17 protein-coding genes are annotated in these 22497 nt (G+C 64.4%); 5 read left to right on the top strand and 12 right to left on the bottom strand.

Features of this window, described 5'->3' with window-relative positions; genetic code table 11:
- Position 1: 1 nt before the first annotated feature.
- Positions 2-2587, bottom strand: a complete 2586-nt coding sequence (locus C8J47_RS06460; RefSeq protein ID WP_121884959.1) for a TonB-dependent receptor — start codon at positions 2585-2587, stop codon at positions 2-4.
- 234 nt (positions 2588-2821) lie between these two features.
- On the opposite strand from C8J47_RS06460, the gene C8J47_RS19715 reads away from it, so the two are divergent.
- Positions 2822-3994, top strand: a complete 1173-nt coding sequence (locus C8J47_RS19715) for a methyl-accepting chemotaxis protein (protein ID WP_121884958.1) — start codon at positions 2822-2824, stop codon at positions 3992-3994.
- Positions 3995-4102: 108 nt separating this feature from the next.
- Positions 4103-4483 carry a hypothetical protein gene (locus C8J47_RS06450; RefSeq protein WP_231420445.1) on the top strand — a complete coding sequence of 127 codons (381 nt, stop codon included), beginning with the start codon at positions 4103-4105 and terminating at the stop codon, positions 4481-4483.
- Between the two features lie 150 nt (positions 4484-4633).
- Here C8J47_RS06450 and C8J47_RS06445 read toward each other — a convergent pair whose 3' ends face one another.
- Both C8J47_RS06445 and C8J47_RS19155 read right to left on the bottom strand, forming a co-directional pair.
- Positions 4634-6721 (bottom strand): catalase, encoded by a 2088-nt coding sequence (locus C8J47_RS06445; RefSeq protein ID WP_121884957.1) that lies wholly within the window; start codon positions 6719-6721, stop codon positions 4634-4636.
- A 76-nt stretch (positions 6722-6797) separates the two neighbouring features.
- Positions 6798-6953: a hypothetical protein gene (locus C8J47_RS19155; RefSeq protein ID WP_183129039.1), complete on the bottom strand. Its 156-nt coding sequence runs from the start codon at positions 6951-6953 to the stop codon at positions 6798-6800.
- A 384-nt stretch (positions 6954-7337) separates the two neighbouring features.
- Between C8J47_RS19155 and C8J47_RS06440 the strand changes: the two genes are divergently transcribed.
- A complete protein-coding gene (locus C8J47_RS06440; protein ID WP_121884956.1) occupies positions 7338-8066 on the top strand; it encodes a hypothetical protein in 729 nt (242 codons plus the stop codon).
- Positions 8067-8109: 43 nt separating this feature from the next.
- Here the strand turns inward: C8J47_RS06440 and C8J47_RS06435 are convergent, their stop codons facing one another.
- Both C8J47_RS06435 and C8J47_RS06430 read right to left on the bottom strand, forming a co-directional pair.
- Positions 8110-8898 (bottom strand): DeoR/GlpR family DNA-binding transcription regulator, encoded by a 789-nt coding sequence (locus C8J47_RS06435; RefSeq protein ID WP_121884955.1) that lies wholly within the window; start codon positions 8896-8898, stop codon positions 8110-8112.
- Positions 8895-10409, bottom strand: coding sequence for a glycerol-3-phosphate dehydrogenase (locus C8J47_RS06430; RefSeq protein WP_121884954.1), 1515 nt, complete (start codon positions 10407-10409; stop codon positions 8895-8897). The genes C8J47_RS06435 and C8J47_RS06430 overlap by 4 nt, the downstream gene beginning before the upstream one ends.
- 112 nt (positions 10410-10521) lie before the next feature.
- Between C8J47_RS06430 and glpK the strand changes: the two genes are divergently transcribed.
- Positions 10522-12006, top strand: a complete 1485-nt coding sequence (gene glpK, locus C8J47_RS06425; protein WP_121884953.1) for a glycerol kinase GlpK — start codon at positions 10522-10524, stop codon at positions 12004-12006.
- 448 nt (positions 12007-12454) lie between these two features.
- On the opposite strand, the gene C8J47_RS06420 is transcribed toward glpK, so the two are convergent.
- From C8J47_RS06420 to C8J47_RS06405, 4 genes are all read right to left on the bottom strand, one after another.
- A complete protein-coding gene (locus tag C8J47_RS06420) occupies positions 12455-12739 on the bottom strand; it encodes a CsbD family protein (RefSeq protein ID WP_060525355.1) in 285 nt (94 codons plus the stop codon).
- A gap of 126 nt (positions 12740-12865) precedes the next feature.
- Positions 12866-13234 (bottom strand): hypothetical protein, encoded by a 369-nt coding sequence (locus C8J47_RS06415; protein WP_259467406.1) that lies wholly within the window; start codon positions 13232-13234, stop codon positions 12866-12868.
- Positions 13235-13417: 183 nt separating this feature from the next.
- Positions 13418-13639: a hypothetical protein gene (locus tag C8J47_RS06410; protein WP_060525353.1), complete on the bottom strand. Its 222-nt coding sequence runs from the start codon at positions 13637-13639 to the stop codon at positions 13418-13420.
- Between the two features lie 200 nt (positions 13640-13839).
- Complete coding sequence (locus C8J47_RS06405; protein ID WP_220683352.1) at positions 13840-16527, bottom strand: TonB-dependent receptor domain-containing protein; 2688 nt, start codon at positions 16525-16527, stop codon at positions 13840-13842.
- A 184-nt stretch (positions 16528-16711) separates the two neighbouring features.
- Here C8J47_RS06405 and C8J47_RS06400 point away from each other — a divergent pair, with 184 nt between their 5' ends.
- Positions 16712-17737, top strand: coding sequence for a LacI family DNA-binding transcriptional regulator (locus tag C8J47_RS06400; RefSeq protein ID WP_121884952.1), 1026 nt, complete (start codon positions 16712-16714; stop codon positions 17735-17737).
- Here the strand turns inward: C8J47_RS06400 and C8J47_RS06395 are convergent.
- Genes C8J47_RS06395 through C8J47_RS06385 form a run of 3 tightly spaced genes read right to left on the bottom strand, consistent with a single transcriptional unit; the run spans position 17662 to position 22342 of the window.
- Positions 17662-18840 (bottom strand): glycoside hydrolase family 68 protein, encoded by a 1179-nt coding sequence (locus C8J47_RS06395; RefSeq protein ID WP_121884951.1) that lies wholly within the window; start codon positions 18838-18840, stop codon positions 17662-17664. The genes C8J47_RS06400 and C8J47_RS06395 overlap by 76 nt on opposite strands.
- A gap of 48 nt (positions 18841-18888) precedes the next feature.
- Complete coding sequence (locus C8J47_RS06390) at positions 18889-21006, bottom strand: alpha-galactosidase (protein WP_259467405.1); 2118 nt, start codon at positions 21004-21006, stop codon at positions 18889-18891.
- On the bottom strand, positions 20999-22342 hold the full coding sequence (locus C8J47_RS06385) for an MFS transporter (protein ID WP_121884949.1): 1344 nt from the start codon (positions 22340-22342) through the stop codon (positions 20999-21001). The genes C8J47_RS06390 and C8J47_RS06385 overlap by 8 nt, the downstream gene beginning before the upstream one ends.
- Between the last annotated feature and the right edge of the window lie 155 nt (positions 22343-22497).

The raw sequence follows: 22497 nt of genomic DNA, 5'->3' as shown, positions 1-22497 counted from the left end.
CCTAGAAGTGGAGTTGCGCGCCCCAGCGGACCGACATGTCGTAGCGCTCGCGCTCGACCAGTAACGCCTTGCTGCCAATATAGCGACGCCACGGCGCGTCGGTCAGGTTCGTCGCGCTCGCGAAGAAGGTGAGTTCCGGCGAGACCTGATAGCTGGCGTTGACGTCGAGCTGGCCGTTATTGTCGGTATATTGGTCGAGCGCGGCGGTCGCGCCGAGCGTATCGAGATAGGCCGAGCGATAGGAATAGGCCGCGCGTACCGCGAACCCGTATTTCTCGTAGAAGATCTGCGCGGTGCCGACATGCTTCGACTGCTGGAACAGCGGGATATCGCCGGTCCGCGACGGCGCGCCGAGGATCGTGCCGTTCCCATTGCCCCAGATCCGCGTGTAGTTCGCCGCCACACCAAAACCATCGAGCGGCGACGGCAGGAAGGTGAAGCGCGTCTGCAGATTGGCCTCGATACCGTAGACCTTGGCCTTGTCGATGTTGAGCGGCGTCGTGACGGCCGCGTTGGTCAGCGCCTGCCCGGCGAAACTGCCTGTCTGGCCGAGGAGCGACTGGGCGTAGATCGGATCATCGAGCTTCTTGTAGAAGCCGCCGAGCGAGATCAGCCCATGCCCCGGCAAATAATATTCGACCGCGCCGTCGAAATTGAGCGCCTTGTACGGCTTCAGGTTCGGATTGCCTTGCGCGACCGAGTTGGGCGACGTCGTCTGATCGACCGAGACATAGGGGGCGAGCTGCGCATAGTTCGGCCGGCCGATCGCGGTCGTCACCGCGCCGCGCACGACGAGCGCGTCGGTCAGGTCGTAGCGCGCGTTAAGACCGGGAAACACGTCGGTATATTGCTTCGATCCGAAGCTGTTATACCCCGAGGTCAGCGACGAGGTGGCAGTGATCAGCTTGGCCTGGCTACGATCGCGGGTCTGTTCGACGCGGACGCCGGGCACGAGCGTCAGCTTGTCGAACTTCAGCGTCGCCATCGCATAGCCCGCGATGATCCGCTCCTTCACGTCGTAATCGTTCGCCAGGCTGTTGGCGATCGACCCCGCGGTGTTGAGCGTGACCGTACCGGGGTTGGCGGCGAGGTACGCCTGCGCGGTGTTGTAATCGATCCGCGGACCATAGGTGTAGTCGCTCCCGTAGAAGCTGGTGTCGCCGAGATACGAGACGTTGGCGAGCGTGAACGTCCGCCCGCTGGCAAGCCCATAGGTGACGTAGTTGCGGTTGTTGGTCTTGTGCCGGTCGAGATATTTCGCGCCGATCTTGACGACCGATTCGGACCCGATCCCCAGCGGGATCGCATAGTCGATCCGGCCCTGCGCTAGCTTCTCGACGGCGAGGCGCTGGTCGTAGTTGACGCTGTTGAGCGCATAGGCGGTCTGCGCCAAAGTGCTGGTCGGCACGAAATCATACGGCGTATCGGCGACGTCGTAATCGACCGTCAGCGCAGTACCCCCGGTCCGGAAGTTATATTCCGAGCGGAGCGGATCGCGCTTTTCGGCCCGCGCATAGCCTCCCGACAGCGACAAATGACCCGGTCCGAGATCGAACTCGCCCCCGCCCTGCACCGACTTGGTATTGTCCTTCTCCTCGCGCCGCCGGACGCGGACGCTGCCGCGGCCGCGGAAGCGTCCGGTGGTTGCGGTCTGGTTGGAGAAGGCGGACTCGTTGTCGATAATGAACTGGTCGCGCGTCTCGTTGTCGTCGAACGCCGAATACGTCCCGCGCAGGAAGAATTTGGTCGTGTCGCTCGGCCGCCAGTCGAGATTGAGCACCGCGCCCTTGCGCGTCCGCGTCAGGTTATAGTCGCGCAGACCATACTGATCGGGCACGACGAACCCGTTCGCCGCCACCGGCACGCGCCAGTTGGTCGAGCCCTGGAAATTCTCGGATTCGATCGGCCGCTTCGAATAGTTGACCGACAGGACCGCGCCGAACTGGCGGTCGGGGCCGAACAGCCCGCCGACCTGGATATCACCCTCATACGGATGCTTGCCGTTGAGCCGCGACCAGCCATAGGCGGCGCGCGCATCGGCGAAATAGGGCTTGTTCCGATCGAACGCCGACAGCGTCCGGACATCGACCGACCCACCGATCGCATTGGCATCCTGATCCGCGGTCAGCGACTTGGTGACGACCACCGCGCTGATGAGCGCTGAGGGAATGTCGTCGAGCTTGACCTGCCGACCCTCGGGCTCGGGCGCGGGCAAGGTCATGCCGTTCAACGTGACGTTGACGAGATCCGGGTTGATCCCGCGAACGATGACGTAGCGCCCCTCGCCCTGATCGTTGGCGACCGACACGCCCGGCAGCCGGCGGACCGCTTCGGCGACGTTCTGGTCGGGCAGCTTGCCGACATCGTTCGCGAACACCGCCTCGACGAAATTGTTCGCGGTGCGCTTTTCCTCGATCGCCTTGCGTTCGCCGGCGCGGGTGCCAGTCACGACGATGTCGTCGGACGGGGTGTCCTGCTTGGGGGCTGCCGGGGGCGCGACCGGGGCAGTCTGCGCTTGGAGCGGTCCCGTCAGGATCGCGCACAGCGACGCGCTCGCTGCCAGCGCAGCTTTCGAAAACCCGTTCATCTGCAATCGTCCCCGGCCCAATTGGGGATCGCCTACCGGTCGCCTGCGACAGTTCCGCGACGATATCGTGACAGACCCAAGTCACCCAGCGGGGCTGCTCGTCGATGAGCTCCGACGGTTAGCTTGCAGCGCAACCATAAGAAACTGCTCGTTCCCAAAAAGGCTCTATTTGTGCGTTGGTTAACACCATTTTGACTGTATCGTGCGAGGCAGGCGCCGCGAAACGAGGCCGAGATGACGATCACCAAGACTTCAAATTTCAACGAGGACGACGTTCGGGACCTTCGTCTGGCCTTCGATCCCGACGGAACCCTCGAAAGCGATCTGCGTGAAATCTGGACGGTCATCAAGGACGGCGTCGATGAGGACGTGCGCCGGTTCTGGCGGCCGTTCGCCGGTGACGCCACGCCGTATCATCTGGGGCAGGACCGGATCGACGACCTCGTTCGTCGCGACATCGACTACACCGAACTCAAATTCACCGGCGGCCTGAGCCAGAAGCTGGTCGGCAAGATGGTCCGTCGTGGTCGGGCGAGCAGCATGGACCGGGCGACGGAAATAGCCTTCTCGGCCGGTCTGCTTCGCAGCTATCACGCGCGTCATGCCCGTCTGTCGGCGGCGCTGACGGGCGATCCGGCGACGCTGAGCCGGCTGACGCATTCGCTCTATACACTCTATGCGCTTGAGACCTCGGTCCTGTTGAACGGGGCTTCGCTGCAAAGGGCCGACCAGGAGCTCGCCGACAGCGCCGAACATCGCAGCAAGCTGGAGGCGATCGACCGGTCGCAATGCTGGCTCGAGATGACGATTGACGGGACGATCGTGACTGCAAACCGCAACCTCCTGTCGCTCATGGGCTACACCATGACCGAAGTGGCAGGGCGTCATCACAGCATGTTGTGCTCGCCGGAAGACCGAGCGTCCCAGGATTATTTGGATTTGTGGGCCAACCTGCGTGCTGGACGGTTCGTGCAACGCGAATATCGCCGGCGGACCAAAGGCGGCGCCTACGTCCATTTGCAGGCAACCTACAATCCGATCTTCGATCAGCACGGTAGCGTGGTGAAGATCGTCAAATGGGCGACCGACGTGACTGCGATGCGTCAAGCGGAGCAGACAGAATCGGCACGCGCGCAACAATTCCACCAGGAAGCCGAGACGCGTCGCAAGGCGCACGAAGACACGCTGTCGAAACTGGCGGAGATCGTCGATGACATCGGTGCGGTCACGCGGCAGACGTCGATGCTGGCGCTCAACGCCTCGATCGAGGCCGCGCGTGCCGGCGAGCGCGGCAAGAGTTTTGCAGTGGTGGCGAACGAAGTGAAACTCCTCTCCAGTCGAATCAGGGACGCTACCGCCACGGCGGCAAATGTCCTGACCTATGGCCAGCAATCGATCCGTCTCTGAGCCGGTAAAAATCCGCCGATACTGATCTAGATTACTGCAATAAAACGGACATTTCCCCGGACTCGCTTCGTTCTCAATTCGCCAAATCATGGCTTCGGAGAGCGAAACATGGCCGTTAAATTTGCAGGAACGATGAACGCGATCAATCGCGGACTCGACGCCACCAAGCCGACCAAGGGTGCCGACATGGTGGAGGACTGGGAGTCGGCGCTCGCCGAGATCGACACGCCGGGCGCCAAAGGAATCTTGCGGGATCTTGCCGCGCTGCGCAAGCAGCTCGAGAAGGGTGAGCCCGATGCCGATCGCATCCACGCGCTGCTGCACCGTCTCGGTACGGCGACGACCAAGATCGCCGACAAGGCCGACAAGTCGCAGGAGAAGCTGAAGGCGCTCGGCGAGGCACTGACCGAAGCCGGCGAGGATTCGCCCGACGAAGCCGAGGACGTCGAAGCCGCCGCGAGCCCCAAGCGCGCGCGCAAGAAGAGCTGACTTACAACCGGGCCGGTCCGCCGGCCCAGTATTATCGACGACGTAAAAAAACCACGCTTGGCCAAGCCGAGCGTGGTTTTTTACTGTCTACCGAATGCCGAAATCGCGGCGCCGCTTCGACCCGAGAGATCGAAACGGCGCCTGGACTGATTACGCCAGCGTACGAACGTTGGCCTCGCGATCCCAATAGCGCTTCTTGGCCGCGTCGACGAACGCACCTAGTTCGACGACACCGTCATCCGCCTCGACCCCGGCCTTGTCGAGCAACGGCTTGGCCGCGGCGTTGTGGCCGATAGCCTTGAGATGCCCGAACGCATCCATGACCCACTGTACCGCCGCGCCTTCCTTGACGAGCTTCGCACAGGCGTCCTTGCTCAGGATGACCGCGCACGCGTCGACCGTCACCGACGGCTGACCGAACAGCTGCGCATCCGCCGCGATCGACGATCCGTCCGACAGCGGGACCTTGCCGACCTTGGGCGCGATCGTCTTCGCCTGGCCACCGGCCTTCTTGATCCCGTCCTTCAGCGTGTTCAGCTCGCCGGCATCGGTGCCGTCGGCGATCAGGATGCCGACCGTACGACCTTCCAGCGTATGCTTCTCCAGCGGGCCGCGAATGATCCGCAGCGCTGGCGACAGGTCCATGTCGAGCACCGGTGCCGCGGTCGGCGATGCCTCGGGCAGGTCCATGGCGAGGCCGGCAGCGACGCGCTTGGCCAGATCCTCGTCGACGTTGCGCAGGTTCGCCATCATCTGGATGCGGATGTGATCGAGCGAAACCTTCGACAGCTCGAACACGATCGCCGACGCGATATGCGCCTGCTCGGCCGGGTCCATCGAGCGGAAGAACAGCCGCGCCTGGCTGTAATGGTCGGCAAAGCTCTCCGGACGGATCCGCAGCTTCTGGCCTTCTTCGTCCGACGGGAAGGTCTTGTAGCCCTTGTCCGGATCCTCGCGCGCGCCAGCTTCCTCACCTGCCTTGGCGAGGCTGTTGGGCTCGTAGCTGGCGCGGCCCTTCGGCACCGCCATCTGCATGTGACCGTCACGCTGCTGATTGTTGAACGGGCTGCCAGCCGCGGCAGCACGACCCTTGGCGGCATTGATCGGCAACTGGTGAAAGTTGACCGACCCGAGACGCGACAACTGCGTGTCGGTGTAGCTGAACAACCGCCCCTGCAGCAGCGGATCGTTCGAAAAGCCGATGCCGGGAACGACATGGCTGGGAACGAATGCAGCCTGCTCGGTCTCGGCGAAGAAATTGTCGGGATACCGGTCGAGCACCATCCGACCGACGATCTTCACCGGCAGGACTTCTTCCGGAATGATCTTGGTTGAATCGAGCACGTCGTACGGCTGGCTGTTGGCGAATTCCTCGTCGAACAGCTGGAGACCCAGCTCCCACTCGGGATAATCGCCGCGCTCGATCCGCTCGAACAGGTCGCGACGCTGGAAGTCGGGATCGGCACCCGCGATCTTGACGGTCTCGTCCCAGATCGTCGACGCGAGCCCGGCCTTGGGCTTCCAGTGGAACTTCACGAAGGTCGACTTGCCGTCCTTGTTGATCAGGCGGAAAGTGTGGACCCCGAACCCTTCCATGTTCGCGAAAGTGCGCGGCAACGTGCGGTCCGACATCGCCCACATGATCATGTGGGTGGATTCGGGCATCAGGCTGATGAAGTCCCAGAACGTGTCGTGCGCGGTCGCCGCCTGCGGGTAACCGCGATCGGCCTCCATCTTGGCGGCATGGATCAGGTCTGGGAACTTGATCGCGTCCTGGATGAAGAACACCGGGATGTTGTTGCCGACCAGATCCCAGTTGCCTTCGCGCGTGTAAAACTTGACCGCGAAGCCGCGCACGTCGCGCGGCGTATCAATCGAACCCGCGCCGCCGGCCACGGTCGAGAAGCGCGTGAACACCTCGGTGCGCTGTCCCTTCTTCTGGAACATATCGGCGACGGTGATGTCCGACAGGCTCTCGGTGCACTCGAAATAGCCATGCGCTGCGCTGCCGCGCGCATGGACGATCCGCTCGGGGATACGCTCATGGTCGAAGTGGTTGATCTTCTCGCGGTAGCTCTCGTCCTCTAGGAGGACGGGCCCGCGCGCACCAACCTTGAGCTGGTTCTGGTTGTCGGAAATCGGCGTACCGTGGTTGGTCGTCAGTACCGGATGATCGGCATCGGTGACCTGATGCGTCTCGCCGCCGGCCCCTGCATTGAGATCTGAAAAGTCGGTCATGGGAATCCTCGTGTCATGCCGACGGGGAACGGTTCGGAAACCATAAAGGTTGCGCGTCCGTGCTACGCGACAGCGGTTAAAAAGCTGCAATTTCAACATCGATCAGCCCAGCGTTCAAATCGCCGCTGCCAACGCTCATGACGAAAACGGCCTGATACGAGGCATCGACCATATAAAATCGCATAAACGCGGCGTGTTCCAGCGGCCCTGCCAGTCTGGCGAGATCGAACATTGATCTTGCTCAGTGTCTTTATCTTTGCCGTATCTCCATCGAAGGTTTGAATTTATTTTCGTTTAGATCCGAACTGGTTCTATAAGATTCTTCTGCGTTACTTATCGTCTGGGTGCTCGATCGATATACCTTGATAAAAGCACGTTTCAGCTGGTAGCGGCCTTCTGGTAGATGTGTGGAAAATCTCAGGAGGAGATCACCCCTATCTATTTGGGAGAGTGCTTTGACCGGACTATCAATCGAGGCCGGTGTTGCCGCGTTCACTGCGATCGATTCGCACGCGGGAGTGAGAAAAATATGTTCGGTGCGGGGAAGACTATCCGAGTCGAGCAATCGCGACTGGAATATTATACGAAATTGCTTTCGTGATCCGGCGTCGCGGCTGTGAGCAACAGTCGGCTTTCGTCGATCTGGCTGATCGGCGTCGCGATACCGGCGGGTCTGCTGTTGGCGCCGTCGATCAAGGCCGATCCACAGATCGAGAGCCGATCAGGGCCGGTCCTGACGCTGGACGGGCATCGCTTTCGCGATCTGAACCGCAATGGCAGGCTTGATGCGTATGAGGATTGGCGGCTTTCACCAGAGCGACGGACGGACGACTTGCTCGGTCGCATGACCCTGACGGAAAAGGCGGGGACGATGCTGCACGTGGCGCTGCCGACGATCGAGACCGCTGCCCGCCGAGGGATCGGCGGGACCTTCGAGCGCTATGACGCGGCGCGCGTTACGACAATGGTGCGACTGCATGGCATCACAAGCTTCGGCAGCCGGATCGCTCTTTCCCCGCGACACTTAGCCGAGCAGAACGCTGCGCTCCAGGCGATCGGCGAGACATCGCGGCTCGGGATACCGATCACCATCACCACCGATCCGGACAAGGCAATGCGCGTGGCCCCCCGAGGCCAAACGAACGGTCGTGGCCGGATCGACGATGGCGACACGCCGGCACCGATCATCGCCGCAGGACGCGCCAGCCGCGTTGCGCAGGCAAGGATCGACGCGTCGGTCCGGCCGATCATGATCGCCAAGTTCGTCAGCGGGCTTTTCGAGAACCCCTACGCCGCTCCGGTCGCGGCGCAGGCAACCCGCTGCCGTTCGAACTGCGGCACGTGATGGCGGCGGTGACGCAACGTCCAACAGTTCGCCAAGCTTCGGATCAGTCGCCGGGCGCGGCCTCCACCACCTCGGCATTCGCCGATCGGCAGGCCGCGAGGATGGCGGGATCGCCAAGACGGTCAGTCACGAAATAATCGATCGCATCGAGGCTGGTGATCCGGATCGGAGCAGGCCGATGGAGCTTGGAGCGATCGGCGACGAGGATCACTTTCCGCGCCTGCGCGATGATCGTCTGCGACACGCGGACCTCGTCGACATCGAAATCGAGCAACGTACCGTCGCGATCGATCCCGGACGCACCGACGATCGCGAAATCGGTCTTGAAACCACGGATGAAATCCATCGCCAGCGCGCCGACGACCGCCCGGTCTGCGGCACGGACGCGGCCGCCTGCGGTCAGAATCTCGATCGACGGCGAGCCGCGCAGGATGTCGACAACGTTGAGGTTGTTGGTGATCACCAGCAGGTTGCGATGGCCGGTCAGCGCCCGAGCGACCGCCTCAGTGGTCGTGCCGATATTGATGAACAGGCTGGCACCATCGGGGATAAGCCGCGCCGCCGCCGCGCCGATCGCGGCCTTCGCATCCGACGCAACCGCTCGTCGCGCGCCGTGATCGAGGTTATCGACGCCCGACGTCGTCACCGCACCGCCATGCACGCGCGACACCATCGCCGTTTTCGACAGTTGGTTCAGATCCTTGCGGATCGTCTGCGACGAGACGCCGAACTCCGCCGCCAGCGCTTCGACGGTGACGCTGCCGGTCTGGCGCGCGAGCTCGAGGATCCGACGGTGGCGGAGCACGGCGTGTTCGAGCGGCGCCGGGGTCATGCTCGGGTCAACGGTCGGGCTTCGAGATAGGCGGTCAGTCGGTCGGCGGTTCCCGACGGGACGTGGAGTCCGAGCTTGCTGCGTCGGTACAGGATGTCGTCGGAAGTTTGCGCCCATTCGCGCGCGATCAGATAGTCGACCTCGCGCTTGGTCAACCCGCCGCCGAAATCCTCGCCGAGCGCCGCAATATCGACGGCATCGCCGAGCAACACATCGACATCGGTACCATAGGCACGCGCCAGTCGACGGAGCAACTCCGAAGGCAGTCCGGGCCGCGCGGCCGTCAGCCTGCCAAGGAACCGATCGAAATCCGCCTCCGGCATATCGCCGCCCGGCAGCGCGACGCCGGCGGTCCAGGCCGGGCCGATCCCGGGCATCACCTTCGCCAGTTCGGCCATCGCGTGTTCGGCGAGCTTGCGATAGGTGGTGATCTTGCCGCCGAAGATACTGAGCATCGGCGCCTTGTCCTCGCCCGCGTCCAGGTCGAGCACGTAATCACGCGTCACGGCGGAGGCGTTTCCGGCATGATCGTCATGCAAAGGACGGATCCCGGCATAGCTCCACGCGACATCGTGCGGCGTCAGTTTGCGCGTGAAATAGCGGTTTACCGTCGCGATGAGGTACGCCGTTTCCGCGTCGCTGATGACGGGCGTGCCGGGCGCGGCGTCCCATGGCTGGTCGGTTGTGCCGATCAGCGTGAACTTGCCCTCATAGGGGATCGCGAAGACGATCCGGCGGTCTTCGTTCTGCAGCATGAAAGCATGCGCGCCCTCGTAGAGTTGCGGCACGACGATATGGCTGCCCTTGACGAGCCGCACCTTGCTCTCGCTGCGGATACCCTCCGCGCGACCGATCACGTCGCTGACCCACGGGCCCGCGGCATTCACCAGCGCTTTTGCGCGTATCCGATGCTCGCCCGTCGCATCGACGATCGTCGCCGTCCATTCACCACCCTCCCGGCGGGCGTCGAGCAGCCGGGTGCGCGTGCGTATCTCGGCCCCGCGATCGGCGGCATCGCGCGCGTTCAACACGACGAGGCGGCTATCTTCGACCCAGCAGTCCGAATAGACGAACGCCCTGCCCTGCCGATCCGCAAGCCCGTTGCCGACCGGCGATCGATCGAGCGCGATCGTTTCGGTCCCCGGCAGCCGCTTCCGCCCGCCAAGATGGTCGTAGAGAAACAGGCCGAGCCGCACCATCCAGGCGGGACGCGGCGATTGCGTTTGCGGCAGCACGAAGCGCAGCGGCCAGATGATATGCGGCGCCATGCCCCACAGCCGCTCGCGCTCGATCAACGATTCCCGCACCAGCCTGAACTCGCCATATTCGAGATAGCGCAGCCCGCCATGGATGAGCTTGGTCGAGGCGGACGATGTGTGGCTGGCGAGATCGTCCTGCTCGACCAACAGCACGCGCAGGCCGCGTCCCGCCGCATCGCGCGCGATCCCCGCGCCGTTGATGCCACCACCGACGATCAGCAGGTCGTAGTCTGGAGCCGATGATGCACGCACGGGATAGCCTTCCGCTTTCGGTTGCGCTCGCTTTAGCGAAGTTCGAAGCCAAACGAAAGGATTGACCGTCGTTTCAAAGCGGCACAAGTCACGCGCAAGCGGAGAGGATCACATGACCGGCAAGCACATCCTCGCGATCGACCAGGGGACCACGTCGACGCGAAGCATCGTCTTCGATTCCAAAGCCAAGCGTGTCGCGACGGCGCAGGTCGAGTTCGCGCAGCATTATCCGGCGCCGGGATGGGTGGAGCATGACCCCGAAGACATCTGGCGCGATGTCCTGTCGACGGCGCGCGAGGCGATCGCCAGGAGCGGCGTCGCCGCACGCGACATCGCGGCGATCGGCATCACCAATCAACGCGAGACGACGGTTGTCTGGGATCGCGCGACGGGCACCCCGATCCATCCCGCGATCGTGTGGCAGGATCGCCGGACTGCGGCCCGCTGCGCCGAACTGCGCGCGGCGGGCGCCGAGGACGAGGTTCGCGAGCGCACCGGGTTGCTGCTCGATCCCTATTTCTCGGGAACCAAGGTCGCGTGGATTCTCGATCATGTCGAAGGCGCCCGCGATCGTGCCGAGCGCGGCCTGCTCGCATTCGGGACGATCGACAGCTTCCTGTTGTGGCGGCTGACCGGTGGCACCGTCCACGCGACCGACGTCACCAACGCGTCGCGCACGCTGCTCTGGAACATCCGCGAAGACCGCTGGGACACCGCGATGTGCGACCTGTTCGGCGTACCGATCGCGATGCTGCCCGAGGTCCACGACAACGCCCATCACTACGGCGTGACCGCCCTCGGTCTGTTCGATGCGCAGATCCCCGTCGCGGGCATCGCCGGCGATCAGCAGGCAGCGCTGTTCGGTCAGGCGTGCTTCGCGCGCGGCATGACCAAGTCGACCTATGGTACGGGCTGCTTCATGCTGCTCAACACCGGGGCCGAGGCGATCCGCTCGAAACATCGGCTGCTGACGACTCCCGCCTACCGACTGGCGGGAAAAACCACCTTTGCGCTGGAGGGATCGATCTTCGTGGCGGGCGCGGCGGTGAAGTGGCTGCGCGACGGGATCGGGGTCATCACGCATGCGCGCGACACCGACGACATGGCAACACAGGTGCCCGACAATCACGGCGTCTACATGGTGCCCGCGTTCGTCGGGCTGGGCGCGCCGCACTGGGATGCCGACGCACGCGCCGCGATCTTCGGGCTGACGCTGGGCGCGACACAGGCGCATCTTGCGCGCGCGGCACTGGAGGCGGTCGGCTACCAGACGCTCGACCTCGTGGCGGCGATGATCGCGGACGGCGGCGGAAGGCCCGCCAGCGTGCGCGTCGATGGTGGCATGGCGGCCAATGACTGGCTTTGCGGCTTCCTCGCCGACCTTCTCGAAGTTCCGATCGAACGCCCGGAGAATTTGGAGACGACCGCACGGGGAGCGGCCTTTCACGCGGGGCTCGCAACCGGTGTGTGGTCGGGTCTAGACGAGCTGGAAACGCTTTGGTCGCGTGACCGCTGTTTCGAGCCCGCCATGCCAGACGATCGACGCAATACGTTGGTCGCCGGTTGGCACGATGCGCTGCAACGGACGCTCAGGTAGTGGCAACCCGACACGCCGGAATTCGAGAAGGCGGGAAACCGTCTGTCGGGTGCTCTGCTTAACGCGGTGGCGGCATCCGGACATGGATGTCGGCCGCGGACGGTACGAACCGCTTTACGGGTGTCGAGACGCGACGCCATCCGCGTTGAACGACAAGCAACGCGACGACGGCTCCCAAAGCGCCGATACAGAGTTCAACCATACGACCGGAACGGGCGCCGTGGTCGTTGGCATGCCACAACCCCTCCCACTCTTCGTCCGACCGAATTTTCCTGGGGGCGTGATTATGTCGCGTATCGTACCGGGCATTGAAGTCGGTGTGGCCCGTCATATCAGGCTGCTTCCACTAAGTGTGTCGCCACCGGCAAGGCTTGAGTTCACCGGACGCGAGGTCGTTCGTCATGGTTCGAGATTACGGCGGGGGCGACTGGCGCCCCCGCCGGACAGCTTACTTGCCGCGCAGCGTGTTGATCAGCGCGATGCCCAGAACGCCGGCTACGGCAGCAGCGGTGAACGGACGCTCCTTGGAGAACTGGCGGACATAGTCGATCACCGGACGAATATTGTCTTCCACGGCGTCCTTGGCCTGGCCATAGGTCTTCTGGACCGTGCCACTCAGCTGGTCGGCGGCACCTTCGGTCTGCAGCGACTTGTCGCCGATCGCGTTGCCGAGGCCTTCCTTGAGCTTGCCGCCAAGATCCGAGGTCGTGCCGGTGATGGTGTCGCTGTTCATGATGTATCTCCTTGGTTGTGTGTAAGAATGAACCGGATGCGAAACGTCTGAAAATCGGTCCGTATCCCGACCATATGATTTGGCGATGATCGCGCCCGCGTATCCGCCGCGCCAATGACGGAAGGCTTAAAGCGGGGACGCCGGGTCTGTCATAAGCCTGCAAGCCGCAGCGGCCTTGCCGACTTCGAGCGGCACCTTCGCATCCTTCACCTGCCCCGACACGCGAACGAAATCATCGATCGTCAAGCGACCGGGCGTCGTGTCGCCCTGGCGCGATGCCTTGGCGGCGCGGCCGAGTTGCTGGAGCTGCCCGATCGACAGATTGGCTTCGAGGCGGTCGCCGACGCACTGCGATTGCGCAGGCTGAAAACCATAGCCCTCGAGCGACGTGGCGATCTTGGCCGAGGGATTGACGCATGCGGCCAGCAAAAGTGCGCCGGTGCTAACGTTCGCGAGGCGAAATGTCGTCCGGAAATCGATCATGATAAGCCCCATGTTGTGGGGATATGACGCTCAAACTCCGCCGAGACTGAAGCACATACTCCCTGGACATGAACTCACAGGGCCGAAGATATATTCAGGTATTTCGATACTATAACCTGTGTTTTATGCACCCGCCGCGTGCGGGGGATACGCTTCGCTGAACGGCGAGTCGTCAGCGAAGCGTAGCGGCGGGGTTCAGCCGTGCGTGCGCGCCGCCGCCTTCTGGGCACGGGCCTGCTTGGCGTAGTGATGGTGCGCGATCACGCAGCCGGCGGCGGCACCCATCACGGCATGGCCCTTGCCGACGAAGTGTCCGCCGACGCCGCCAGCCGCCGCGCCGCGGATGCAACCCTTGGCCAGCGCGGGCGAGACCGACAGCATCATCATAGGCAGAATGAACAGAGCACTGCGACGCATACGGACTTCCTTTTCGTTGAAACAGACCCGCAAAATACCGATGAAGATTGCGCAACGTTCCATGTGATTTTTGTCACATTCCCCGTCATCTGTTCGCGCGTACTTCGTAGAGTCGTGCCACGACACCCGGCAGCATTCCGCCGCCGACCTCGCAGCCGGCGGCGGTGATAGTTCGCTCGGTCAGACCCGGGGTTCGACGATCAGAACGCGTAGCTCGCCGACAGCGAGAAGGTCCGCCCGAAGCCCGCACGGTTGGTCCCGGCATAGGCGACGCCGTACAGCGAACCCGTCGTGGCAAGGTCGCCGACCGAGGCCTGATCGAGACGGCCGGACTGATCCCAGCTGTTGAACAGATTGGCGACGTTCAGGCTGATCGTCAGCGGCTCGACCGGCTTGACGTACACGAACGCGTTGAAGATCCCCTGCCCGCGCTGCTTCAGCAGATTGCTCGAGTCCGTATAGGTCTTGGTCTGACCGAGATACGTGAAGCCGATCGAGCCGAGCGGCAGGTTGAACGACGGCGAGATCGTGAACATGAAGTCCGGCGTCGCCGCTGGCGTGTTACCCGAATTGTTGCCGATCAGATCCTGCGCGATCCGCGAATGCGTGTAGACGATGTTCGCGTTGAGCGCGAAATGCTCGTACGACATCTGCGATTCCAGCTCGGCGCCGTAGGTCTTGTAGCGCTGGAAGATCTGCCGCTGGCCCACCGGGCGCGTGAGGTCGTAATTGTATTCGGTCGCCTGGCTGCGGAAGCCGGTCAGGAACGCACCGTAGCTGAACCCGCCGACATTGCCGCGCTGCTTGATACCCAGTTCCTGCTGAGTCACCGGATTGACCGCGACCGAACGGCCGATGTCGGTCAGCCTACCCGCCGCGGTGAACGCGCCGGGGAAGTCCGAGACGATCCGGTCGGCATTGGCGCGGTGGCCCTGGCTGACGCGGATGAACGCGCTGGTGTTGCCGTTGAACCGATAGTTCGCACCGAGCGACCAGTTGAAGTAATCGACGCTGTAATCGATCTTCTGCGCCACGCCGCTGTTCAGATACGTGTTCTGCTCGGCGACCGACAGCGCGCCGTCGCCATTGACGTCGAGCGCGGACTTGGTCGCCGCGGTCTGGAAGAAATCGCCCGATGCGTGGAGGAACTCATACCGCCCGCTCGCGTCCAGGCTGACATGGTCGTCCTCATAGTTCAGCGTCGCATAGGGCGCGTTGCCGGCATAGTTCAGGTCGTAATGGCGATTGAACGCGCCGAAGCCGGTATTGTAGCCGGTGATGCCGTTGTCGGTCAGGCGCACGCCTGCCGCATTGTACAGGTCGATCATCGCCGGGTCGTTCGCGGTCGCGGCGGTCAGGCTGCCGTTCCACTGCCAGTCCATGTTGATCGTCTGGTTGTAATGGTAATAGGCGGCGCGCGCGGTGACCTTCCCGGCGCCGACGTCGAACTTGCCGGTCACGCCGAAGTCGTTGGCCCAATGGTTCATGTTGTTCATCGCCGTGCGCAGCGTCGGGTTGCCGTTGACGACCGCGTTGCCCGCGACGGTCTGCCCCGCGTTGGGCCCATTGGCATAGCGCGCGCTGGCGGCGGTGTAGGTCGTGCCGTTCGCGGTGGTGACGGTGTAGGGATTGGCGCCCGAGGTGAGCGCGCTGACGTTGGTCAGGCTGCCGAAGAACGGCACCGAGAAGACACCGTTGTTCCAGGTATAGGCGAAGCGGTTGTCTATCGCGAGATTCTTGCCGAAGTCGTAGTGGAGTTCGCCACCCGCGGTGGTCGAGCGGACCGAGATGCCATCCTTGTTGTTGCCCTGCGACACCGAGCCATCAGAATTGACGACCGGGAAGGTCAGGTTGTTCTTCGAGAACGACGTGTCCTTGCGCGCATCATAACCGTCGAGCGGGTAATAGCCGGTGATCGTGTCGCCCTTGACGCGGACGCCGAACGGCATCGATGTGTAGGTCGGCGCACGATCGTCGAGCCGCTTGAAGTTGAGGCGGATATAGCCGGCGTTGTTGTCGAACGACTTGGTGACGTTGGCCTTCACCTGATAGCCGTTCTCCGCGGTATAGCTGAGATCGCGCGGGCCTTCGCCGTTGCGGTAGAAGCCGCCGACGTTGAAGCGCAGCGTATCGCTGATCGGCGCACCGTAATCGAAGTCGACCCGCTTGTCGTTGTAGCCGAGGCCGGTCGACACGCCGACGCGCCCGCCCGCGGTCTCGCCGGTCTTGGACACATAGTTGATGACCGCGCCTGGGGCCTGCGATGCGCCGGTCGACGAGGTGCCGCCACGGACCGCCTGCAACCGGTCGACGGTATAGTCGTAGCGCTGCCAGAAGTCGTTGTTGCCGAACGCGATGTCGCCGAACTCAACGTTCGGCAGGCCATCTTCCTGCAGCTGGACGTACTTCGAGCCACCCGATGCGAGCGGCAGGCCGCGTACGGTGATGTTCGAGTTGCCACCTGCGCCCGCCGTCGATTCGACGCGGATGCCGGGGATGAGGTGGAGGACATCGGCTTCGGAGCGCGGCGTGAACTGCGTGATCTGTGCGGCGGTGACGTCGCTGACCGAGGTCGAGCTGCGGAACTTGGTCTGGCCCTGGCGCGAACCGGTCACGACGATGTCGTTGAGAAACTGGCCCGATGCGCCGCTGTCATCCGCGGTCGTCGCTGCCGCCACGGGCGAACCGTCGATCGCGGTGTTGGTGGTCGCGGTCGCCGAGTTGTTCGCGGCCTGGCCGGGCTGCGGCGTGGTCGCCTGCACCGAAGGCGCGCCGGGCTGACCAGACGCTGGCGTCGGGACCGTTGCGATCTGGGCGAACGAGGGCGTGGCCCCCAAGGCTACGGCGAGTGCAGCAAGCGAAACCAGTGACGTCGATGGCAGGCGCATGATCGGTCCCCTCCTTGGGATAATGACGCGACCTTCTCCGAGCCGCTCGATAATCGCCCTCTAAAACCAATTACAATCGATTGCAACAGTCATTCCGCAATCGATTGTTGAGGTTTTTGGGATGATGTTGACGGAACATGGTACGCGCCCGACAAGGCACGCGATCAATCGAGCGGAACTAGCGATGGACGAGGGACTGGGCAGGACCGGACGGCGGGTGCGCAACATTGCCGAACTTGCGAAGTTGGCGGGTGTATCGGCGGGGACGGTATCGCGCGCGCTGGCGGGCAAATCACTGGTCAATGCCGAGACGCGGGCACGGATCCAGGCGCTGGCCGCGGAACACGACTTCCGTCCGAACCAGATGGCGCGCCGCCTCAGGACTCAGCGAACCGGCGTGATCGGCGTGGTCGTCCCGCTCGGCCACGAACGTCGCCAGCACATCTCCGACCCATTCTTCATGACGATGCTCGGCCATCTCGCCGATGCGCTGACCGAAAACGGCTATGACGTGATGCTGTCGCGGATCATTCCGGATGCCGAGGACTGGCTGGAGGCGATCGTCGATTCCGGGATGCTCGACGGCGTTCTGGTGATCGGTCAGTCGACGCAGTTCGACGCGATCGAGCGCGTAGCCGGGCAATATCGCCCGCTGGTCGCGTGGGGCAGCCACTGGGACGGTCAGGTGCACTGCGCGATCGGCACCGACAATGTCGGCGGCGGGCGCATGGCAGGCGAGCATCTGATCGCGCGCGGCAAACGTCGCCTCGCGTTCCTCGGTGAAGTGCGCACGCCTGAAATTCGTCAGCGCTATGAGGGTGTCGTTGCCGCGACCGCCGCCGCCGGGCTGCCCCCTCCCCTCCAACTCGACACGCATCTCGCTTCGGACGTGATGGAGCACGAGATCGCCGCGCATGTCGCGCGGATCGGCCGCGATATCGACGGGCTGGCCTGCGCGTCGGACGTGATCGCGATGAACGCGTTGCGCGTGCTCGCCGATCACGGCCTGTCGGTCCCCGACGCGATCGGCGTGGTCGGCTTCGACGACCTGCCGCTCGCGGGGCAGACGGTGCCTCGGCTGACGACGATCCGTCAGGACATCGCTGCCGGCGCGAAGGCGATGGTCGCCGCGCTCTATGCCCGGCTTGCGGGCGAGGACTCGCCATCGGTCGAGATGGTCCCGGTGCTCGTGGAGCGCGACTCTACCTGAACAGATGCATGGTCGCCGTCGAGCAGGAGGCGGAACCACGGCGCGGCGGTGCCGCCGAAATGCGCGCGGCGACGCTCGGGCGTGTCCGGCGCGTCGCCGTCGAGTCCCCAGAAATCGACGAAGCTGATGACGTCGAGCTCGCCCGTCACCCACCAGCAATACGCCTGGAACGGCTCGGCTGCCGGGTTTGCTGCGACCAGTCCCGATCCGTTGAGCGGACGCCACGGCCCAGCCATCGTGTCGGCGACCATGCCATACAGCCCGGTCGGCGCGGCGATGCCTGGCGCGAACCGCTTCGCCTGAGTCGACCAGAACAGGTAATAGCGGCCGTCATGCAGAACGATATGCGGTCGCTCGAGTTCGCTGTTCATGCCGATCGATTCGACCAGCGGCGGAGCGATCACCCAGTGCGCATCACCGGCGGGGCGCACCGCCACCCCGATCACGCCGTCGTCGACCGCATCGACCCAGCCTGCCGAACCAGCGAATAGCAGATATTCGGTACCGTCGACGGGATCGCGGAAATAGCCCGGGTCGCGAAAGCCCTTGATCCGGCCGTCGACGCCTTCGACCTGATCGGCGCGCAGATAGTGGGTGCCATCGGCGGCGACGGATTCGACCGGTTCGCTCCAGTCGAGCGTCCTGCCGTCGACGAACCGACCCTGCGTTTCGAACAGGCGCTGCTCGAAAGTGCGCGGACCGCCGCGTCGCCCGGACGCGGTGAAATACATCGTCAGCGTCGTGTCGTCGTCGCCGAGCACCGCCGATCCCGACCATTCGCGACTGCCGGGCGTAAACCCGTCCGGAAACGTCTCGCCGTGATCGCGCCAGCCGTCGGCGCCGTAGCTGGTCAGGCGGATCCGCGCCGCGTCATGGCGATCGTCGGGATCGTCGAACTTCGGCGTCGCGAGGAAGAACCACCAGCTGCGGCCGTCGCTCATCGCGGTGCGGCCATCGGCATAGGCGATCTGCCACATGTCCCAGACGTCGTGATCGGCGACCACCGGTACGACGTCGGCCGGGGTGATGACGGGAAGCTCGGCGTCGAACTGGTCGGCGATCCGACCGAGCATCTCGGCGGACCAATGGGTGATGGCGGGCATGGCTATCCTGGAGTCAGAGACGGAAAAGGGGAGGAATTCTTGGGAGACTCACGCGGGCTCGATCCGGAACAGCGCGGCGCTTTCGGCCTTCATCGCCGGCGTCGGCAGTCCGGCCTGGGCGAGCCAGTCGCCCGAATAGACCACGCCGCCGTCGCGCATCGCGGCGAACACAGGCGCATCGGGCGCGGGATGCCCTGCCTCGGTCGCGACGTCGAGCAGGTGGACGCGGAGCGCACCACGCCCGGCGAGCATCGGCAAGACGATCGCAGGCGGTCGGCGCACGGTGGTCGGCTCGACGCGCGTGACCTGAAGGATCAGATCGTCGGGCTTGCCGTGCGCCTGCCAGACGAGGCCGTCCGGCCCCTCCCCCAGCCAGACGCGACCGTGGTGGAGCCGATCGCGTAACGCCTTGTACCGCGCAATCCCACCCGCAAGCGTAGCAGCGTCCGTCTCCGCCATCGTCGCGGGATCGAGCTCGACGCCAAAATGTCCCGGCAGCGCGACCGCGGCGCGGAATGCCATGCCCTGGCTGCGACCGGTCGAGTGCGCGGGGCTGGCGCCGACATGCGCGCCCATCATCTCGGGCGGCATGAAATGCAGGAAGCCGCGCTGCATCCGCACCCGGCTGACCGCGTCGATGCAGTCGCTGGTCCAGAACCGGTGCGTGCGAGCCGCGATACCCGCGTCGATCCGCCCGCCGCCACCCGCACACGCCTCGATCTCCAGCGCCGGATGCGCCGCCCCGAGCCGGTCGAACAAGGCATAGGCGCCGCGAACCTGCGCGTGATAGCCGGCACGACCATCGGCGCCGCCGGCCACCGCGAGGTCCCGGTTGTGATCCCATTTCAGATACGCGATCGGCAGTTCGGTCAGCAACGCATGGAGCCGCGCGAACAGATAGTCGCGGACTTCCGATCGGCCGAGATCGAGCACGAGCTGGTTACGCGAAGTGTGCTGTGGCACGCCGTTGACATGCAGCGCCCAGTCGGGATGCGCGCGCGCGAGATCGCTGTCGGGATTGATCATTTCGGGTTCGACCCACAGCCCGAATTCCATACCGAGCCCGACGATATGCGCCGCTAACGGCCTCAGCCCGCGCGGGTATTTTACCGGGTCCGGCACCCAGTCGCCGAGCGCGGCGGTGTCGTCGTCGCGGCCCTTGAACCAGCCATCGTCGAGCACGAACCGCTCCACACCAAGCGCGGCGGAGCGGTCCGCGAGCGCCATCAGCGCGGCCTCATCGTGATCGAAATAGAACCCTTCCCAGCTATTCACGTGAACCGGGCGCGAACGCATGCCCCCCGCGGGCCAAGGCGCGCGCGCACGGATCGCGGCATGGAACGCCTGCATCGCGCAGTTCAGCCCCTCGCCCGAACAGGTCGCCAGCATCTCGGGCGTCGCATAGCGATCGCCGGGCGCCAGCCGGATCTCACCCGGTGCGAGCGCCTCACCCATCTGCAAGACCCAGACGCCATCGTCGTCGCGCTCGACCGCGAGACGGTGATTGCCCGACCAGGCAAGTTGCGCGGCATGAACGCGTCCGGCGTGCCAGCCGCTCGCCGGACCGCTGACGAACAGTCCGGGTGGCCCGGCATGCCCGGTCAGCCCGCGGCGGTTCTCGCGCACCCAGCCATGCGCAGGCATCGGCTCGGCCTGCGGCACGAACTCGGCATTGTGCCGCCCAGTGAAGCTGTGGATCTGCGCGCAATCGCCCGGCAGCGGCAGCGTACCCGCGGCGAGCCATTCGATCTCGAGCACGTCCTCGCCGTCGTTGACCACCTCGCCCGACAGCGTCAGCAGGTCGCCAGCGACGGCAATCCGCTGGACCAGCGTCAGTCGCGCAGCACGGTCGACCAGCGTGATCGTCAGGCCATCGTCGCCAGTTTCGATCGACACGGTCTCGAACCACTGCGCGGAATGCCGGCCATCGCGGTGCGCGCGAAGAGCGGGCGGGCCGAACCACCCAGTGCCGAACGCCGGCACGACCGCCAAGGGCTGGTCGATATCGAGCGAGAAGGACGCCGCCGGGCGCGTATCGGCAAGCGAGGGCAGACCGCGTGCATCGACCGTGCCCCCCCACCAGCGCCAGACCGGCGGGGCATCGCCGCGCGGCTCGATCACCGCACTCATGGTGCGGCCGGTCAGCGTGATCATCGGCTCAATCATGCTGCGTCGCCCCGACCGAAAGCCCTTCGGCATTGCGTTCGCGCACGGTCCACACCGCCGCCGCCGCGCAGAACATCAGGATCCCGCACAGCGTCAGCACGTTGCGGGGATCGGCGTGCATCAACGGCCCATAATAGAACGGCAAGGTCGCCGCGATCAGCAGCATCGGGATGACGATCATCATGTTGAAGATGCCCATGTAGACACCGGTCCGCTCTGGCGGGATCGCGCCGGCCAGGATCACGTACGGATTGCCCATGATGCTGGCCCAGCCGATGCCGATGCCGATCGCGGGCACGAACAGCAGCGCCTTGCTCTCGATATGCGGCAGCCACAGCATCCCGATCCCGGCAAGAACGAGGCACAGCGCGTGCAAGCTCGCCGCGCCCAGCCGCTTCGCCAGCGGCACCATCGCGAACGCCGCGACGAACGCGACGCCGTTGTAGAACGCCGCCATCTCGCCGTTGGTCAGCACCGCCGAGTGGAAACCCGACGAGGTCGGTACGTCGGTCCCGTACACCGACCGGCCGATCGAATAGATCACATACCCCCAATACGCCGCCATCGCGTACCACTGGAACAGGCTCATCAGCGCGAGCTTGCGCATCGCCGGCGGCATGTCGCGGATCGCCGAACCGATCTCCTTCAGCGTTGCGGCGAACCCCTTGGGCTTGGCGGCGATCGCCGCGCGCTCGGCAGGCGACAGCGGCAGCTCGGGAACACGCTTGATCGACCAGAGAATGGTCGAGAACGACAGCACCGCGCCGACCATGAACGCGATCCGCGCGGTGTACGGGATGTTATGCGTGTCGACCCAATCCTGGTTCATCCCCGCCCACACCAGCAGCGACGGCGTCAGGAACGCGAGCATCTGCGCGAGCCCGGTGAACGCGCTCTGCGTCAGGAAGCCGATCTCGTGCTGGTCCTCGTTCAGGCGGTCCGACACGTACGCGCGGTACGGCTCCATCGTGATGTTGTTGCCCGCATCGAGGATCCACAACATCGATACCGCCATCAGGATCGAATGGCTGAGCGGCATGAAGAACAGCCCGAGCGCGCACAGCACCGCCCCGAACAGGAAATACGGCGTCCGCCGCCCCCAGCGTGAATCCGTCCGATCGCTCAGTGCCCCGATCAACGGCTGGATCAGCAACCCGGTCATCGGCCCGGCGAGCTGGAGCAACGGCAGCGACGCCTCCGACGCGCCGAGATAGCTGTAGATCGGCGCCATGTTGCCCTGCTGCAGGCCAAAGCTGAACTGCAGTCCGAGGAACCCCAGATTCATCTCGAGAATGCGCGGCAGCGATAGATGCGGCTTGCTGTCGGGTAGTCGCATGACGGGCCATCCTCATTGGCGAAAAGCCCGTCTGCGCGGGATCGGAGACGACCCTACAACGGTCGCCTCGAAAAGCAACAATCGATTGCAATGGCTGCACAGATTGCGCCCCATCGACCGAATTGCGCCCGCGTGGCCTGGTCAAATCGATTGCG

This window comes from Sphingomonas sp. PP-F2F-G114-C0414 (genome assembly GCF_003688595.1).
GTDB lineage: Bacteria > Pseudomonadota > Alphaproteobacteria > Sphingomonadales > Sphingomonadaceae > Sphingomonas.
This window is presented reverse-complemented; position numbering and strand designations above follow the sequence as displayed.

Coding starts and splice junctions, on each gene's coding strand:
- C8J47_RS06410 (WP_060525353.1), bottom strand. CDS start 13,639: ATGCGTCGCAGTGCTCTGTTCATTCTGCCTATGATGATGCTGTCGGTC.
- C8J47_RS06405 (WP_220683352.1), bottom strand. CDS start 16,527: ATGCGCCTGCCATCGACGTCACTGGTTTCGCTTGCTGCACTCGCCGTA.
- C8J47_RS06385 (WP_121884949.1), bottom strand. CDS start 22,342: ATGCGACTACCCGACAGCAAGCCGCATCTATCGCTGCCGCGCATTCTC.
- C8J47_RS06435 (WP_121884955.1), bottom strand. CDS start 8,898: ATGACCCCGGCGCCGCTCGAACACGCCGTGCTCCGCCACCGTCGGATC.
- C8J47_RS06400 (WP_121884952.1), top strand. CDS start 16,712: ATGGACGAGGGACTGGGCAGGACCGGACGGCGGGTGCGCAACATTGCC.
- C8J47_RS19715 (WP_121884958.1), top strand. CDS start 2,822: ATGACGATCACCAAGACTTCAAATTTCAACGAGGACGACGTTCGGGAC.
- C8J47_RS06445 (WP_121884957.1), bottom strand. CDS start 6,721: ATGACCGACTTTTCAGATCTCAATGCAGGGGCCGGCGGCGAGACGCAT.
- C8J47_RS06415 (WP_259467406.1), bottom strand. CDS start 13,234: ATGGGGCTTATCATGATCGATTTCCGGACGACATTTCGCCTCGCGAAC.
- C8J47_RS19155 (WP_183129039.1), bottom strand. CDS start 6,953: ATGTTCGATCTCGCCAGACTGGCAGGGCCGCTGGAACACGCCGCGTTT.
- C8J47_RS06420 (WP_060525355.1), bottom strand. CDS start 12,739: ATGAACAGCGACACCATCACCGGCACGACCTCGGATCTTGGCGGCAAG.
- C8J47_RS06390 (WP_259467405.1), bottom strand. CDS start 21,006: ATGATTGAGCCGATGATCACGCTGACCGGCCGCACCATGAGTGCGGTG.
- C8J47_RS06450 (WP_231420445.1), top strand. CDS start 4,103: ATGGCCGTTAAATTTGCAGGAACGATGAACGCGATCAATCGCGGACTC.
- C8J47_RS06395 (WP_121884951.1), bottom strand. CDS start 18,840: ATGCCCGCCATCACCCATTGGTCCGCCGAGATGCTCGGTCGGATCGCC.
- glpK (WP_121884953.1), top strand. CDS start 10,522: ATGACCGGCAAGCACATCCTCGCGATCGACCAGGGGACCACGTCGACG.
- C8J47_RS06460 (WP_121884959.1), bottom strand. CDS start 2,587: ATGAACGGGTTTTCGAAAGCTGCGCTGGCAGCGAGCGCGTCGCTGTGC.